This is a genomic window from Brevundimonas sp. AVps4, from assembly GCF_058681525.1.
Window position 1 is genome coordinate 1,950,142 of the sequence record NZ_CM178741.1, and the last position, 13,384, is coordinate 1,963,525.

Sequence of the window (13,384 nt, forward strand, 5' to 3'; positions counted from 1 at the left end):
AAATCAAGATCGCGTCGGGGCGTCAGCCCGCCAGGGCCTCGACCGTCATCCGTTTCAGCAGGTCGCCGCCCTGGCCCACGGCCGCCAGACGGCTGGAGACATGACCCAGGACATTGGCGGCATAGAGTTCATAGAGGTCCAGCTTGCCCTGCAGCCAGACGGGATCGCCGTCGGCGGCGTCCAGCCGCGCCTTGGCGGCCAGCGCCCCCTTGGCCAGCATCCAGCCGCCGATGACGTCGCCCAAGAGCTTCAGATAGGCGTCCGCCGCGGCCAGGACGTCGGCCGCCGCATCCGGGTCGGCCTTGCGGTCCAACAGCCAGAGGGTGGCGTCCTCCACCGCCTCGACGGCCGTGGCGAACCGTTCGACCGGCTTGCCGGCATAGAGGCCAGAGAGGTCGGCCAGCGTCGTCTTCATGTCGGCGATCAGGGCCTTGGCCGCCTCGCCCCCGTCCATCGACAGTTTGCGCCCGACCAGATCCATGGCTTGGATGCCGTTGGTGCCCTCGTAGATCGGGGCGATTCGGGCGTCGCGATAGTATTGAGCCGCGCCCGTCTCCTCGATGAAGCCCATGCCGCCATGGACCTGGACGCCCAGGGAGGCGACTTCGCATCCGACGTCGGTGGACCAGGCCTTGGCGATGGGGGTGAACAGGTCCTCGCGGGCCTTCCAGCGGCGGCGCGCCTCTTCCGTTTCGGCATGACGGGCCAGATCGGCGGCGACCCCGGTCGAAAGGCACAGGGCGCGAGCGGCCGCGGTCTTGGCCTTCATCACACCCAGCATTCGACGCACGTCCGGATGATCGAAGATCGGGGCGTTGGCTTCCCCGGTCCAGACCGATCGACCTTGGCGGCGGTCCAGCGCATAGGCCAGGGCGTGCTGATAGGCGCGTTCGGCGATGCCGACGCCTTCGACCCCGACGGCCAGGCGGGCGGCGTTCATCATGACGAACATATGGGCCAGGCCCTCGTTCGGACGTCCGACCAGTTCGGCGCGTGCGCCCTCATAGGCCATGACGCAGGTGGGCGAGGCGTGGATGCCCAGCTTGTGCTCGACCCCGACGGGACGGAAGGCGTTGCGTTCGCCCAGGCTTCCGTCGTCCTTGACGAGGAATTTCGGCGCCAGGAACAGGCTGATCCCCTTGGGTCCCTTGGGCGCGTCGGGCAGGCGCGCCAGGACCAGATGGATGATGTTGTCCGTCGCGTCGTGATCGCCCCAGGTGATGAAGATCTTCTGACCGTGGATGGCGTAGGTTCCGTCGCCGTTCGGCGTCGCCGTCGTGATCAGCGAGCCCAGGTCCGACCCGGCGCCCGGCTCGGTCAGCACCATGGCGCCGGTCCATTCGCCGCTGACGAGCTTGTTCAGGTATCGGTCCTTCTGTTCGGGCGATCCCACCTGCTCCAGGGCCTCGATCGCCGCCAGCGACAGCATGGGGCAAAGACCGAAGGCCATGTTGGCGGAGTGGACGGTCTCATAGGCCGCCAGCTCCAGGGCCTTGGGCAGGGCCTGGCCGCCCGCCTCGACCGGCGCCGACAGACCGGTCCATCCGCCGGCGGCGAACTGGCGATAGGCGTCGGCGAAGCCGGGAGCGGCCGTGACGGCGCCGTTGGCGTAGAGCGAACCCTTCTGGTCCCCGATGCGGTTCAGCGGGGCCAGCACCTCCTGCGAAAACTGTCCGGCCGCCTCCAGCACGGCTGAGGCGACGTCGGAATCGTAATCCGGAAAGGCGCCGGTGGCGGCGACGTCCGCCATGCCGGCCACGGCCTCCAGGGTGAAGGCCAGATCACGAACGGGGGCGCGGTAGCTCATGGGTTTCCTCAATGTCCTTTCCGGCTTAAGTGCCTCGCCGAAGCCCCCCGTCGCAAGAGAGACTTGGCGCAGGCGGGGCAGTCGGGGCACAGTGACGCCCTGCCGCGAGGGAAGGGAAGTCGCCATGGCCGAGCCGCGCAATCGCTATTCGTCGGTGTCACTGGCTTTGCACTGGATCATCGCTGCGGCGATCCTGGTCCAGGTGCTGCTGATCACCGCCCATGAGAGCACGGAAGGACCGCTGTCCGGGCAGTTCGTCATGCTGCACAAGTCGCTGGGCGTGTCGATCCTGATCCTGACCCTGGCCCGCATCGGCTGGCGACTGGCGCACCCGGCCATTCCCTTGCCCGCGCAGATGCCGCGCTGGGAGCGGCTGGCGGCGCGCGCCACCCATGTCCTGTTTTACGTCGTCCTGATCGCCATGCCTCTGTCGGGCTGGCTGGCCACTTCGGCGGCGGGACGCGACTTCGCCTGGTTCGGCCTGTTCGACTGGCCCCTGTTGCCGGTGGGCGGCGGGCGCGAGGCCGCCGGTCGGTTCATGGACGTCCATGAGACGGTGATGAAGGGCCTCTACGTCCTGATCGCCCTGCATGTGGCCGCGGCGCTGAAGCATCAGTTCATCAACCGCGACAATGTGCTGCATCGGATGATCCCCCTGATCCCGCGGCGGCCGTGAGGGACGCGGGCGACCCGCCGGATCAGGCCGCCGCCGCCCTGCGACGCGGCGAACTGATCCTGCTGCCGACCGAGACGGTCTATGGGCTGGGCGCCGATGCGGCCGATCCGCGAGCGGTCGCCGCCATTTTCGAGGCCAAGGGAAGACCTCGGTTCAACCCCTTGATCTCGCATGTCTCTGACGCCGCCGCCGCTGAGGCGATCGGCCTCTTCGACGCCGCCGCCCGTTCCCTGGCCCAGGCCTTCTGGCCGGGGCCGATGACGCTGGTGGTCCCGGTGCGGGATCGGACCCGCGTCTGCGATCTGGCGCGCGCCGGGCTGGACAGCGTCGCCGTGCGCGTTCCCGGCCACGCCCAGGCGCGGGCGGTGCTGTCGATGTTCGGCGGTCCCGTCGTGGCGCCGTCGGCCAACCGCTCGGGCCGGCCCAGTCCGACGACCTTCGCCGACGCCGTGGAGGAGACCGGCTTCGCCGTCTCGGCCGCCGTGGACGGCGGTCCTTGCGCCGTCGGTCTGGAAAGCGCCGTCGTCTCGGTCCTGGATGGACGGGTCGCCCTGCTGAGACCCGGCGCCGTCACCCGAGCGGAGATCGAGGCCGTGGTCGGCCCCCTGGACGAGGGCGGCGACGGGCGACGCTCTCCCGGTCGGCTGGCCGTCCACTATGCGCCCGACGCCCCGGTGCGGATCGAGGCGACCCAGCCGCGTCCGGGCGAAATCCTGCTGGGGTTCGGGCCGGGCGTCGGCGACCCCCGCTGGAGTCTCAGTCCTTCCGGCGATCTGCGAGAAGCCGCCGCTAACCTGTTCAGGTTGTTCAGAGAAGCAGATCGCACCAAGCCGGCGGGCATAGCCGTGGCGCCCATTCCTTCCTCCGGACTGGGCGAGGCGATCAACGACAGGCTCCGGCGAGCGGCCGGCTTCGTCGGCTAACCGAACCGCGCCTGAAGATCGACGCTGGAGCGGCGTCCGACGCTGGCGAGACAGGTCTCCAGCCAGTCGTCTGCAGCCGCCCGGCCACGGGCCTTCAGGTCGATCAGGAAACTCCATTCCGTGTTGAACTTCGACCTCAAGGACAGGTCCGACAGCCAACCGTCGGCCTCGATGGCGTGAAGTCGCAATTGTCGATAGGGGCCTGAGCCGTGTTTCAACTGGCCCTGGCTGATCATTTCGCCGGCCATGGCGATGGCGCGCAGTTCGGCCAGCAGCGGCGCGTTGAAGAGGATCTCATTCAACCGATCGACGATGTCGCCCGCCGCGCGGGGCGTCTCGTCGCGCACCATCGGGTTCAGCGTCACCAGCAGCACGTCGTCCGGCGTATCGTCCCCCGTCAGGGGCCAGAGCGGCGGATTGGTCAGATAACCGCCGTCCCAGTACGGCTCCCCCTCGATCTCGACGGCCTGGAACAGGTGCGGCAAACAGGCCGAGGCCATCAGGACGTCGGCGGTGATCTCGCTGGACGCGAAGATGCGGGCCCTGGCCTGGCGCACGGCCGTGGCGGCGACGAACAGTTTGACGTCGGACCCCTGGACCGCCTGAAAGTCCACGGCCGTCTTCAGAACCCGCTTCAGAGGATTGTGGTTCAAGGGATTGAATTCATAAGGACTCATTGACAGAGCCAGGGTTTCTCCGGCGCGCCAGAACGGCGTGTCCTTCAGCCAGTCCGGCGCCTGGGCCGGATTCCACAGGGCGCTGTCGCCGAAGACGTTGCGGCCCCCCGACTGATTGATCTCGCGCCACAGCCGGTCCAGGGCGGCGCGGGCGTCGCCGCTCGCCAGGCCAGAAACCAGGGCGGCGCCGTTCATGGCGCCGGCGGACACGCCCGAGACGGCGCGGATGTCCAGCCGATCGTCTTCCAGCAGTCGATCCAGCACCCCCCATTGGAAGGCGCCGTGCGCCCCGCCGCCCTGAAGCGCCAGACAGAAGGGCCGCTGGCCTGCCGAAGCGGCGGCCAGGTCCGTCGGCTCGGCGGTCTTGCGTTTGAAGATCGCCATAGGTCGGCCCCCGCTGGGATGGTCTTATTGAGCGGTCCAGCCGCCGTCGATCGAGAAGCTGGCGCCGTTGGCCGAGGCGCCCAGGTCGCTGACCAGATAGAGGAACAGCCCCGCCAACTGATCCGTCGTGACGAACTGTTTGGTCGGCTGGGCGGCCAGGATCACGTCGCTCATGACCTTTTCAGGACTGATGCCGCGGGTGCGCGCCTGGTCTTCGATCTGCTTTTCCACGATCGGCGTATGGACGAAGCCGGGGCAGATGGCGTTGCAGGTGATGTTGTCCTGCGCCAGCTCCAGCGCCACCGTCTTGGTGAAGCCGATGACGCCGTGTTTGGCGGCGACATAGGCCGATTTGAAGGGGCTGGCGACCAAGCCGTGGGCCGAGGCCATGTTGACGATCCGACCCCGCCCCTGGGCCTTCATGATCGGGATGGCGGCGCGAGTGGCGTAGAAGGCCGAGGACAGGTTGATGGCGATGATCTGTTCCCATTTGTCTGTGGGGAACTTCTCGACCGACTCCACATGCTGGACGCCGGCGTTGTTGACCAGAATGTCGAGGCGGCCGAACTCGCGCTCGGCGAAGGCGACCATGTCGGCCACCTCCTCGCCGCGCGTCATGTCGGCGGGGTGATAGCGCACTTGCGCGCCGGAAGACGCCTCAAGCTCGGCGCGGGTGCGCTCGATCTCGGCCGGATCGCCCAGGCCGTTCAGGACCACGTCGCCGCCCCGCGTCGCCACCGCGCGCGCCAGGGCCAGGCCGATGCCCGAGGTCGAGCCTGAGATCACCGCCGCCTGACCCTTCAGATCGCCGATGTCGCGGAAGTCAGAGGACTGGGGCGAGGTGGACATGGATGCGCCTTTCGTTCTTTCGCGAGAGACTAGCGGGGGCGCCCGGCGAAGATCAAGAATTTCCCGACCTGATGAATATCCATTCGGTCTCGGTCGAGGCCGCCTTGTCGAAACCGTAGCCGTCCCGGTCGAAAGCCTTCAGATCCTCGACTCGTTCCAGCCGTTCGTCGATGGCGAAGCGGCTCATGGCGCCGCGCGCCTTCTTGGCGAAGAAGGAGACGATCCGCGTTTCGCCGTTCTTCTCCTCGCGGAACTGGGGCGTGACGACAGGCAGTTTCAGAGCCTTGGCGTCGACGGCGCCGAAATATTCCTGGCTGGCCAGGTTGACGACGACCGGATCGGGCGATCCCTGGGCTCTGAGGTCTTCGGCGTCGGCGTTCAGCTGTTTGGAGATCCGATCGCCCCAGAAATCATAAAGGCTGGAGCCGCGGCGGGTCTTCAGCCGCGTGCCCATTTCCAGTCGATAGGGCTGGATCCGGTCGAGCGGACGCAGCAGCCCGTAGAAGCCGGACAAAATCCGCAGATGGTCCTGGGCGAAGGCCAGGGCGGCGGCGTCCAGCTCTCGCGCCTTCAGCCCCTCATAGACGTCGCCGGCGAAGGCGAAGGCGGCCTGGACGCCGTCCGTCGATTTCGGATCGAACGCCCTGAACCTTTCCAGATTCAAGGTCGCCAGATCATCCGAAATCCCCATCAGGCGACGCAGGTCGGCCTTGGTCTGACGCCGCGCCGTCGCCGCCAGGCTGGCGGTGTCTTCCAGAAAGCGACGCTCCGTGCCGGGCAGGGCCGGATCGGCCGGCGAGAAGTCGAGCCGTTTGGCGGGAGAAAGAAGGATCAGCAAGGGACGGCTCCGTGATGGCGCCGCTCACATAGGCCGCTTCTGCGAAGATTTGAACGGGCGAGGCCGGAATGCCGCGGCTCAGCCGCCGAAGCCGCCCTGATCGAGGAAGGCCTGCTCTTGCGGCGTCGTCGCGCGGCCCAGGGCGAGGTTGCGGTGGGGAAAGCGGCCGAAGCGCACGATGATGTCGCGGTGCAGGCGGCCCCATTTCTCCAGCTCGGCGTCGCCGGCGACCAGGGCCAGGTAGCGGTCCTGATCCTCGAGCCGTTCGGAATGTTCGAAGGGCAGCAGGAGGAAGTTCTTCAGCTCGGGTTCGACCCGGAGGTGCCAGCCGCGCGCCACCGCCTGTTCGGCGAACATCAGGGCCACGGAATCGGTGGCGAACTGATGGGCCGTGCCGCGGAAACTGTTCCTCGGATACTGATCCAGCAGGATCAGCAGGGCCAGGGCGGTCTCGGGGGCCTCGATCCAGTCGTCGCGTTCGCGCCGGGCGGCCGACAGGTGCAGATCCTGGCCGCGCGACCGAAACTGGGCGTCGAACGCCTCGTCCTTGGCGAACCACTTTTCGGGACCGGCCTCTTTCCAGAAGGCGACGACGTCGGATGCGGTTATGAAGGGGGCCATGAGCCAGATCCTAGCCAATCCTCTGCCCGTCTTCCATGACCGCGACTGCGACCTTTCGATCATCCGCGGCAAGCGCGTGGCCATGATCGGCTACGGCAGCCAGGGACGCACCCATGCGCTGAACCTGCGCGATTCGGGCGTGACCGACATCGTGGTCGGCCTGAAGCCCGGTTCGAAGACGCGGGCCGTCGCCGAAGCCGACGGATTTACGGTGATGACGGCGGGCGAGGCGGCGGCGGGGGCGGACGTGGTCGCCGTCATGACCTCGGACGAGGCGCACCGCGACCTGTGGCGCGACGAGCTGGCGCCGACTGTGCGGCCCGGCGCGGCCCTGGTCTTCGCCCACGGCCTGTCGGTGCGGTTCGGCCTGGTGGAGCCCCGCGCCGACCTGGACGTGATCCTGGCCTCGCCCAAGGGGATCGGGCCGCGCATTCGCGACCTGTACGAGGCCGGGGAGGGGGTCTTCTGCCTGTTCGGGGTGCATCAGGACGCCACGGGCGGGGCCCATGCGCTCGGCCTGTCCTATGCGGCGGCCCTGGGCTGCGGACGCAAGGGCATCCTCGAGACGACGATGCGGGACGAGTGCGAGAGCGATCTGTTCGGCGAACAGGTGGTGCTGTGCGGCGGGATCGCCGAACTGATCGATTCGGCCTTCATGAAACTGGTCGAGGCCGGCTATCCGGCCGAGGTGGCCTGGTTCGAATGTTTCTACGAGGCCAAGCTGGTCACCGACCTGATGTACGAGCGCGGCATAGCCGGCGCCTTCGCCAAGATCTCCAATACGGCGGAGTACGGGGCCTACCGCACCGGCCCGCGCGTGATCGGCGCCGAATCGCGCGCCGCCATGGATCAGGTCCTGGCCGAGGTTCAGGGCGGAGGATTCGTGCGGGATCTGATGGCGGACTATGACGCCGGCTCGCCCGACCTCATGGCGCGGCGTGCGGCCCTGGGGCGGCGGCCGATCGAGGCGGTGGGGGCGCGTCTGAACGCGGTGGCGCGCCTGGCGCGGGAGACGGCGGCGAACGACGACTGAGGCGCGGGAGATTCGTCATCCTCGGGCTCGACCCGAGGATCGGCTGTGGATCGGGCTGTGCGTCCTCAGTGAGGCAATGCGGCGGACAGCCCGGCCCTCGGGTCGAGCCCGAGGGTGACGATCATATGGAATTTTAGAAAGAGAAGATGGTCGGAGTGAGAGGATTCGAACCTCCGACCCCTGCGTCCCGAACGCAGTGCTCTACCAGGCTGAGCCACACTCCGACCGTGGGGGCTGGGCCGCAAGGCGTCGCCCCGAAGTGAGGACGCGGCTTATAGCCATGGGTTTCGGAGGCCGCAAGCGTCCATTTCGACCTTCTTCGCAGTCGGCGAAAATTGTCCTGAGCGGGGGTGTTGCATCCGAAAACGGTTTGGCCTATCTGACCGCCTCCGCCGCACGAGAGTGCTGCGGACGCCGGACCTGCTGGGGAATGGTGTAATGGTAACACTCCGGTTTTTGGTACCGTCATTCTAGGTTCGAGTCCTAGTTCCCCAGCCACCGCCTCTCCCATAAGCAAAGGCCTGCCTTGGGCCTCCCTTGGCGTCAGGCCGTCGTCGCTGACCGGCTCTTGGCGTGGAATCGAAGCGCGCCAAGGCCGCTCGACGCCGGAACCTTCCCGACCGGCCTAGCCTCAAGACGCGGACGATTCAGCGCGGAGGCGGCTTTCTGGCGCGCAATCCCCAGGGCGGCGCGATTCGCAATGAACTGGTGGCCGAACGGTGTTGGGGTTACAGCGCCCCTTGTCAGGGGCGATCCAGCCCTCTAGAGCCCACTGCCTGCCCATGCGGATGTGGCGGAACTGGTAGACGCACTGGATTTAGGTTCCAGCGCCGAGAGGCGTGGAGGTTCGAGTCCTCTCATCCGCACCAAGCAAAAAGGCCCGGGATCGATCCCGGGCCTTTTTGTCTTTGTAGGGCAGGCTTATCGCGCTTCGCGCTGCTTGAGGCCATTTTGTGGGCCCATCGCGCGTGGGGTTAGTTGAGGCGCCGTTGGCGCGCCACTGTTTCCCTTGCGGCGAAGAAAAAGGCCGGGGCGTCGACCCCGGCCTTCTTTGCATCAGTCGCGTTCTTCCTTGGAGCCGGGGGCCGGGGCGCCCGGCATCGGCGGGACCGGGCCGACCGGGGCGTCGGGGGACAGTTCCGGGACCTCGACCAGGCCGCGGGCGACGTGGCTCTTACGGAAGCCGTAGGCGAAATAGATCACCAGACCCACGGCGCCCCAGATGGGCAGGACCATCTTGGCGTCATGCGGCAGGTTCCAGAACAGGAAGGCGCAGCCGGCAGCCGAAAGCGGCGCGATGATCCAGACCAGGGGCGTCTTGAACGGACGTTTCCGGTTCGGGTCGGTCTTGCGCAGGATCAGGACCGCGATCGACACCATGAAGAAGGCGAACAGGGTGCCCGAGTTCGAGATGTCGGCCAGCTGACCCACTGGGAAGAGGGCGGCGGCGATGGCGACGGCGACGCCGGTGAACAGGGTCACGACATAGGGGGTCTTGAACCGCTTGTGCATCTTGGTCAGGCCTTCCGGCAGCAGGCCGTCGCGCGCCATGACGAAGAAGATGCGGGTCTGGCCGTAGATCATCATCAGGATGACCGAAGGCAGGGCCAAGAGGGCGGCGGTGCCCAGGGCGTTGCCGACCTGCGGATGGCCGATGACGCGCAGGACGTGGGCCAGGGCCTCGTTCGAGCAGACCAGGGCCTCGGCGTTGGCCGGCAGGGCGCAGGCGGCGACGAAGGCAGGCGAGCCCGGCTGGACGGCTTGACCGGCGGCGCCGAGGACCGGCTGGGCGCCGATGGCGCCGGCCGCGCCCAGGGCGACCAGCAGATAGAAGACGGTGCAGAAGGCCAGGGAGCCGATCAGGCCGATCGGCACGTTGCGCTGCGGGTTCTTGGTCTCTTCAGCAGCGGTGGAGACGGCGTCGAAGCCGACATAGGCGAAGAAGATCGAGGCGGCGGCGCCGACGATGCCCATGCCCGAATAGGCGCCGAACAGGCCGTTGGGCGCGAAGGGCGACAGGTTGGCGGTGTCGATGACCGGCAGGGTCAGGACAATGAAGACCGTCAGGGCCGCGACCTTGATCGCCACAAGGATGGCGTTGACGCGGGCCGACTCGGTGGTGCCCAGGATCAGCAGGCCCGTCACGGCCAGGGCCACGATGATGGCGGGAATGTTGACGATCCCGGCCGAGAAGTCCGGCGTCGGGATGAAACCGTTCATGCTCCAGGTCGGTCCGGCGGATAGGAGGTCCGGGAAGTCGAAGCCTATCCCGTTCTCTATCAGGCCCAGCACATAGCCGGACCAGCCCACCGACACGGCCGAGGCCGCAACAGCGTATTCGAGGATCAGGGCCCAGCCGACGCACCAGGCGAGCAGCTCGCCCAGGACGGCGTAGGTATAGGTGTAGGCCGAGCCGGAGACCGGGGCCATGGCCGCCAGTTCCGAATAGCAGAGCGCCGCCACCGCGCAGACCGCGCCGGCGATGACGAAGCTGACCATCATGCCGGGGCCGGCCTTCTGAGAGGCCGCAGCCGTCAGAACGAAGATGCCGGTGCCGATGATGGCGCCGATGCCGAGCAAGGTCAGTTGAACAGGTCCGAGCGACCGATGAAGCGACTTCTTCTCGGCCGTGGCCAGAATCGCGTCGAGCGACTTAACGCGCCACATAGAATACCCCCACGTTTACGGCGGCCCTCTGGCCGCGTCGGCGGGGACGCTAGCGGCGGAATGCGGGCCGCGCAACGCGCATGACGGCGGGGTGAAGCGCTCACGACGCTTTCGTGATCGTGGCGCATCGGGGGCGCATCGGGCTAGAGGCGGATCATGTTGCCGATCCACGCCGTTCTCGACCCGCTGAAATCCGCCCTTGCAAACGGAAATACGGCGGTTTTGGCCGCCCCGCCGGGGGCGGGGAAGACCACGGTCGTCCCCTTGGCCCTGCTGGACCAGGCCTGGCTGGGCGACGGACGGGTGCTGGTGCTGGAGCCGCGCCGTATCGCCGCACGGGCCGCCGCCGACCGGATGGCCGCCACCCTGGGCCAGGAGGCGGGCGGGACGGTCGGCTACCGCACCCGGCTGCAGAGCCGGATCGGGCCGAAGACGCGGATCGAGGTGATCACCGAGGGGGTCTTCACACGGATGATCCTGGACGACCCCGGCCTGGAGGGGGTGGGAGTGGTCCTGTTCGACGAGTTTCACGAGCGCAGCCTGGACGCCGACCTGGGTCTGGCCCTGGCGCGGGAAACCCAAGGGGCGCTGCGGGAGGATCTGCGGCTGCTGGTGATGTCGGCCACCCTGGACGTGGCGGGGGTGTCGCGGTTGCTGGACGGCGCGCCGGTGATCGAGGCGGAGGGGCGGGCCTATCCGGTCGAAACCCGCTATCTGGGCCGCAATCCGACCGAGCGGTTCGAGGAGGCGATGACGCGGGCCTGTCTGACGGCCCTGGGGGAGGAGACGGGGTCGGTTTTGGCCTTCCTGCCGGGGCAGGGGGAGATCCACCGGGTCGCGCGGCTGATCAGCGAGCGGCTGAGGCTGCCGAACGTCGACGTGGTTCCCCTGTATGGCGGACTGGATCGGGCGGAGCAGGACCGCGCCATCGAACCGGCGGCGCCGGGGCGGCGCAAGCTGGTGCTGGCGACCTCGGTTGCGGAGACGAGCCTGACGATCGACGGGGTGCGGGTGGTGGTGGACGGCGGCCTGTCGCGCGTGCCCCGGTTCGAACCGTCCAGCGGCCTGACGCGATTGGCGACCGTGCGGGTCAGTCGGTCGTCGGCGGAGCAGAGACGGGGGCGGGCGGGACGGACCGAACCGGGCGTCTGCTATCGGCTGTGGGACGAGGAACAGACGCGCGGCCTGGTCCCGCATCAGCGGCCGGAAATCCAGGAAGCGGACCTGACCGGCCTGGCGCTGGATCTGGCGCGATGGGGCGCGCGGTCGGTCGAGGGGTTGGCCCTGCTGGACCCGCCGCCGGCCGGAGCCCTGGGCGAGGCGCGCAAGGTGCTGACGCGGCTGGGGGCGCTGGATGCGGAGGGCGGGTTGACCGATCACGGGCGGCGGCTGACACGCATCCCCCTGTCGCCGCGCCTGGCCCATATGGTCGCCGTGGCCTCGGACGGGCACGACGCCATGACGGGCGCGCGGATCGCGGCGGTGCTGAGCGAGCCGGGATTGGGCGGATCGAACGTGGATCTGCACGACCGGCTGGTCGGCCTGGCGCGGGACCGGTCGCCGCGGGCGCGGGATGCGTTGAAACTGGCTGAGCGCTGGGCTCGGGCGGCGGGCGGCGGCGCGGGCGGGTCGGTCGATGAGGGACTGCTGCTGGCCGAGGCCTTCCCCGAACGGATCGCGCGGATGCGGGGCAAGGCCGGCGAGATGCTGCTGGCCAGCGGGCGCGGGGCCATGGTCGAGGCGACCGATCCCCTGGCGCGCGAGACCTGGCTGGCGGTGGCCGAGCTGGGGGGCGGCGAGGCGCGGGACCGGGTGCGGCTGGCGGCGGCGCTGGACGCGGCGACGCTTGAAACCGATCTGGCGCGGCTGATCGAAACCGAGGAACGGCTGGCGCGCGAGCCCTCGGGCCGGGCGGTGATCAAGCGCATCCGACGGATCGGCGCGATCGTTCTGGATGAGAAGGTGATCGGGACGCCTGACGCGAGCCAGTTGTCGGCCGTGCTGAAGGCCGAGGTCGAGGCCGAGGGGATCGGCGCCCTGCACTGGGGCGAGCAGGCCTCGGCTCTGCGGGCGCGGCTGGCTTTTCTGCACGGGCTGGACCCGGCCTGGCCTGATGTGTCGGACGATGGTCTCATGGCGGCGCGCGAGGACTGGCTGTGGCCGGTGCTGGAGGGCGCGAAGTCGCTGGCGGCGACCAACGACGGCAGGCTGGCGGACGCCTTGCGGGGGCTGATCCCCTGGGATCTGCAACGCAGGCTGGACGAACTGGCGCCGCCGCGACTGACGACGCCGCTGGGGTCGGCGGGCATCGACTACGGCGCGGAGGGCGGACCGCGCGTTGAGATCCGCGTTCAGGAGTTGTTCGGCGTGACGACCCATCCGACGGTCGGCGGCGGCCGCGTTCCCCTGACCCTGGCCCTGCTGTCGCCGGCGCGGCGGCCGGTGCAGGTGACCCAGGACCTGCCGGGATTCTGGGCGGGCTCGTGGGCGGCGGTGCGCTCGGAGATGCGCGGCCGCTATCCGCGCCATCCCTGGCCCGAGAACCCGGCCGAAGCCCAGGCGACCAACCGGGCCAAGCCCCGCGGGACGTGAAGCGTCGAACCGGTCCCAAGCGGCTGCAACCGGGCGGCAAGCGCTGCGTTGAGCCAATCTCGCAGAGGACGCCCCATGGCACTTACCCAACTCGACCCCCCGCTGCCTGTCACCGTGCAGGATCGCGGCAAGGGGTTCGCCTTCGCCGTCATCGACTATGGTCAGGAGCACAATCTGATCTGGGTGACGGCCATTACCGAGACCGGAGAAATCTGGTGCGCGCCCAACCCGGTCGTGCGGATGCAGGCGAACTGGACCATGGGACGGCCGTCGCCCGCAGGTTGAGGCTTTTCAGCGGGGGAAGATGACGCGATATG

At 68.5% G+C, this 13,384-nt stretch carries 11 protein-coding genes and 3 tRNA genes; 7 read left to right on the forward strand and 7 right to left on the reverse strand.

Annotation, left to right across the window (positions count from 1 at the left end; all coding sequences use genetic code 11):
- Positions 1-22: 22 nt before the first annotated feature.
- Positions 23-1,807 (reverse strand): acyl-CoA dehydrogenase, encoded by a 1,785-nt coding sequence (locus ACW178_RS09655; RefSeq protein ID WP_492024502.1) that lies wholly within the window; start codon positions 1,805-1,807, stop codon positions 23-25.
- Between the two features lie 124 nt (positions 1,808-1,931).
- Here ACW178_RS09655 and ACW178_RS09660 point away from each other — a divergent pair, with 124 nt between their 5' ends.
- Together ACW178_RS09660 and ACW178_RS09665 are read left to right on the forward strand one after the other, a co-directional pair.
- Positions 1,932-2,483 carry a cytochrome b gene (locus ACW178_RS09660; RefSeq protein ID WP_054765639.1) on the forward strand — a complete coding sequence of 184 codons (552 nt, stop codon included), beginning with the start codon at positions 1,932-1,934 and terminating at the stop codon, positions 2,481-2,483.
- Positions 2,480-3,406 (forward strand): L-threonylcarbamoyladenylate synthase, encoded by a 927-nt coding sequence (locus tag ACW178_RS09665; protein WP_287104408.1) that lies wholly within the window; start codon positions 2,480-2,482, stop codon positions 3,404-3,406. The genes ACW178_RS09660 and ACW178_RS09665 overlap by 4 nt, the downstream gene beginning before the upstream one ends.
- Here the strand turns inward: ACW178_RS09665 and ACW178_RS09670 are convergent.
- The 4 genes from ACW178_RS09670 to ACW178_RS09685 form a co-directional block, all read right to left on the reverse strand.
- Positions 3,403-4,467 carry a patatin-like phospholipase family protein gene (locus tag ACW178_RS09670; RefSeq protein ID WP_287104410.1) on the reverse strand — a complete coding sequence of 355 codons (1,065 nt, stop codon included), beginning with the start codon at positions 4,465-4,467 and terminating at the stop codon, positions 3,403-3,405. The two genes, ACW178_RS09665 and ACW178_RS09670, sit on opposite strands and share 4 nt — an antisense overlap.
- A gap of 24 nt (positions 4,468-4,491) precedes the next feature.
- Entirely contained in the window at positions 4,492-5,316 is an 825-nt protein-coding gene (locus ACW178_RS09675) for a 3-hydroxybutyrate dehydrogenase (RefSeq protein ID WP_287104411.1), read from the reverse strand.
- Between the two features lie 52 nt (positions 5,317-5,368).
- Positions 5,369-6,154, reverse strand: a complete 786-nt coding sequence (yaaA, locus tag ACW178_RS09680) for a peroxide stress protein YaaA (RefSeq protein WP_287104412.1) — start codon at positions 6,152-6,154, stop codon at positions 5,369-5,371.
- 78 nt (positions 6,155-6,232) lie between these two features.
- A complete protein-coding gene (locus ACW178_RS09685; RefSeq protein WP_191558137.1) occupies positions 6,233-6,775 on the reverse strand; it encodes a DUF924 family protein in 543 nt (180 codons plus the stop codon).
- On the opposite strand from ACW178_RS09685, the gene ilvC reads away from it, so the two are divergent.
- On the forward strand, positions 6,774-7,808 hold the full coding sequence (gene ilvC, locus ACW178_RS09690) for a ketol-acid reductoisomerase (RefSeq protein WP_191558138.1): 1,035 nt from the start codon (positions 6,774-6,776) through the stop codon (positions 7,806-7,808). The genes ACW178_RS09685 and ilvC overlap by 2 nt on opposite strands.
- A gap of 147 nt (positions 7,809-7,955) precedes the next feature.
- Here ilvC and ACW178_RS09695 read toward each other — a convergent pair.
- A tRNA-Pro gene (locus ACW178_RS09695) sits at positions 7,956-8,032 on the reverse strand.
- 200 nt (positions 8,033-8,232) lie between these two features.
- Between ACW178_RS09695 and ACW178_RS09700 the strand changes: the two genes are divergently transcribed.
- Positions 8,233-8,306, forward strand: a tRNA-Gln gene (locus ACW178_RS09700).
- 286 nt (positions 8,307-8,592) lie between these two features.
- A tRNA-Leu gene (locus tag ACW178_RS09705) sits at positions 8,593-8,677 on the forward strand.
- A gap of 187 nt (positions 8,678-8,864) precedes the next feature.
- Here the strand turns inward: ACW178_RS09705 and ACW178_RS09710 are convergent.
- The gene (locus ACW178_RS09710; protein WP_182713620.1) at positions 8,865-10,475 is read right to left on the reverse strand and encodes an amino acid permease; all 1,611 of its coding nucleotides are present in this window, start codon (positions 10,473-10,475) and stop codon (positions 8,865-8,867) included.
- A 156-nt stretch (positions 10,476-10,631) separates the two neighbouring features.
- Between ACW178_RS09710 and hrpB the strand changes: the two genes are divergently transcribed.
- Together hrpB and ACW178_RS09720 are read left to right on the forward strand one after the other, a co-directional pair.
- Positions 10,632-13,067: an ATP-dependent helicase HrpB gene (hrpB, locus tag ACW178_RS09715; RefSeq protein ID WP_492024503.1), complete on the forward strand. Its 2,436-nt coding sequence runs from the start codon at positions 10,632-10,634 to the stop codon at positions 13,065-13,067.
- Positions 13,068-13,142: 75 nt separating this feature from the next.
- Positions 13,143-13,352 carry a hypothetical protein gene (locus tag ACW178_RS09720; RefSeq protein WP_042823661.1) on the forward strand — a complete coding sequence of 70 codons (210 nt, stop codon included), beginning with the start codon at positions 13,143-13,145 and terminating at the stop codon, positions 13,350-13,352.
- The last annotated feature ends 32 nt before the right edge of the window (positions 13,353-13,384 follow it).

Bases quoted from the DNA above. Each gene is read 5' to 3' on its own strand.
- ACW178_RS09675 (WP_287104411.1), bottom strand. From the start codon at position 5,316: ATGTCCACCTCGCCCCAGTCCTCTGACTTCCGCGACATCGGCGATCTG.
- ACW178_RS09660 (WP_054765639.1), top strand. From the start codon at position 1,932: ATGGCCGAGCCGCGCAATCGCTATTCGTCGGTGTCACTGGCTTTGCAC.
- ACW178_RS09710 (WP_182713620.1), bottom strand. From the start codon at position 10,475: ATGTGGCGCGTTAAGTCGCTCGACGCGATTCTGGCCACGGCCGAGAAG.
- hrpB (WP_492024503.1), top strand. From the start codon at position 10,632: ATGTTGCCGATCCACGCCGTTCTCGACCCGCTGAAATCCGCCCTTGCA.
- ilvC (WP_191558138.1), top strand. From the start codon at position 6,774: ATGAGCCAGATCCTAGCCAATCCTCTGCCCGTCTTCCATGACCGCGAC.
- ACW178_RS09685 (WP_191558137.1), bottom strand. From the start codon at position 6,775: ATGGCCCCCTTCATAACCGCATCCGACGTCGTCGCCTTCTGGAAAGAG.
- ACW178_RS09655 (WP_492024502.1), bottom strand. From the start codon at position 1,807: ATGAGCTACCGCGCCCCCGTTCGTGATCTGGCCTTCACCCTGGAGGCC.
- ACW178_RS09720 (WP_042823661.1), top strand. From the start codon at position 13,143: ATGGCACTTACCCAACTCGACCCCCCGCTGCCTGTCACCGTGCAGGAT.
- ACW178_RS09670 (WP_287104410.1), bottom strand. From the start codon at position 4,467: ATGGCGATCTTCAAACGCAAGACCGCCGAGCCGACGGACCTGGCCGCC.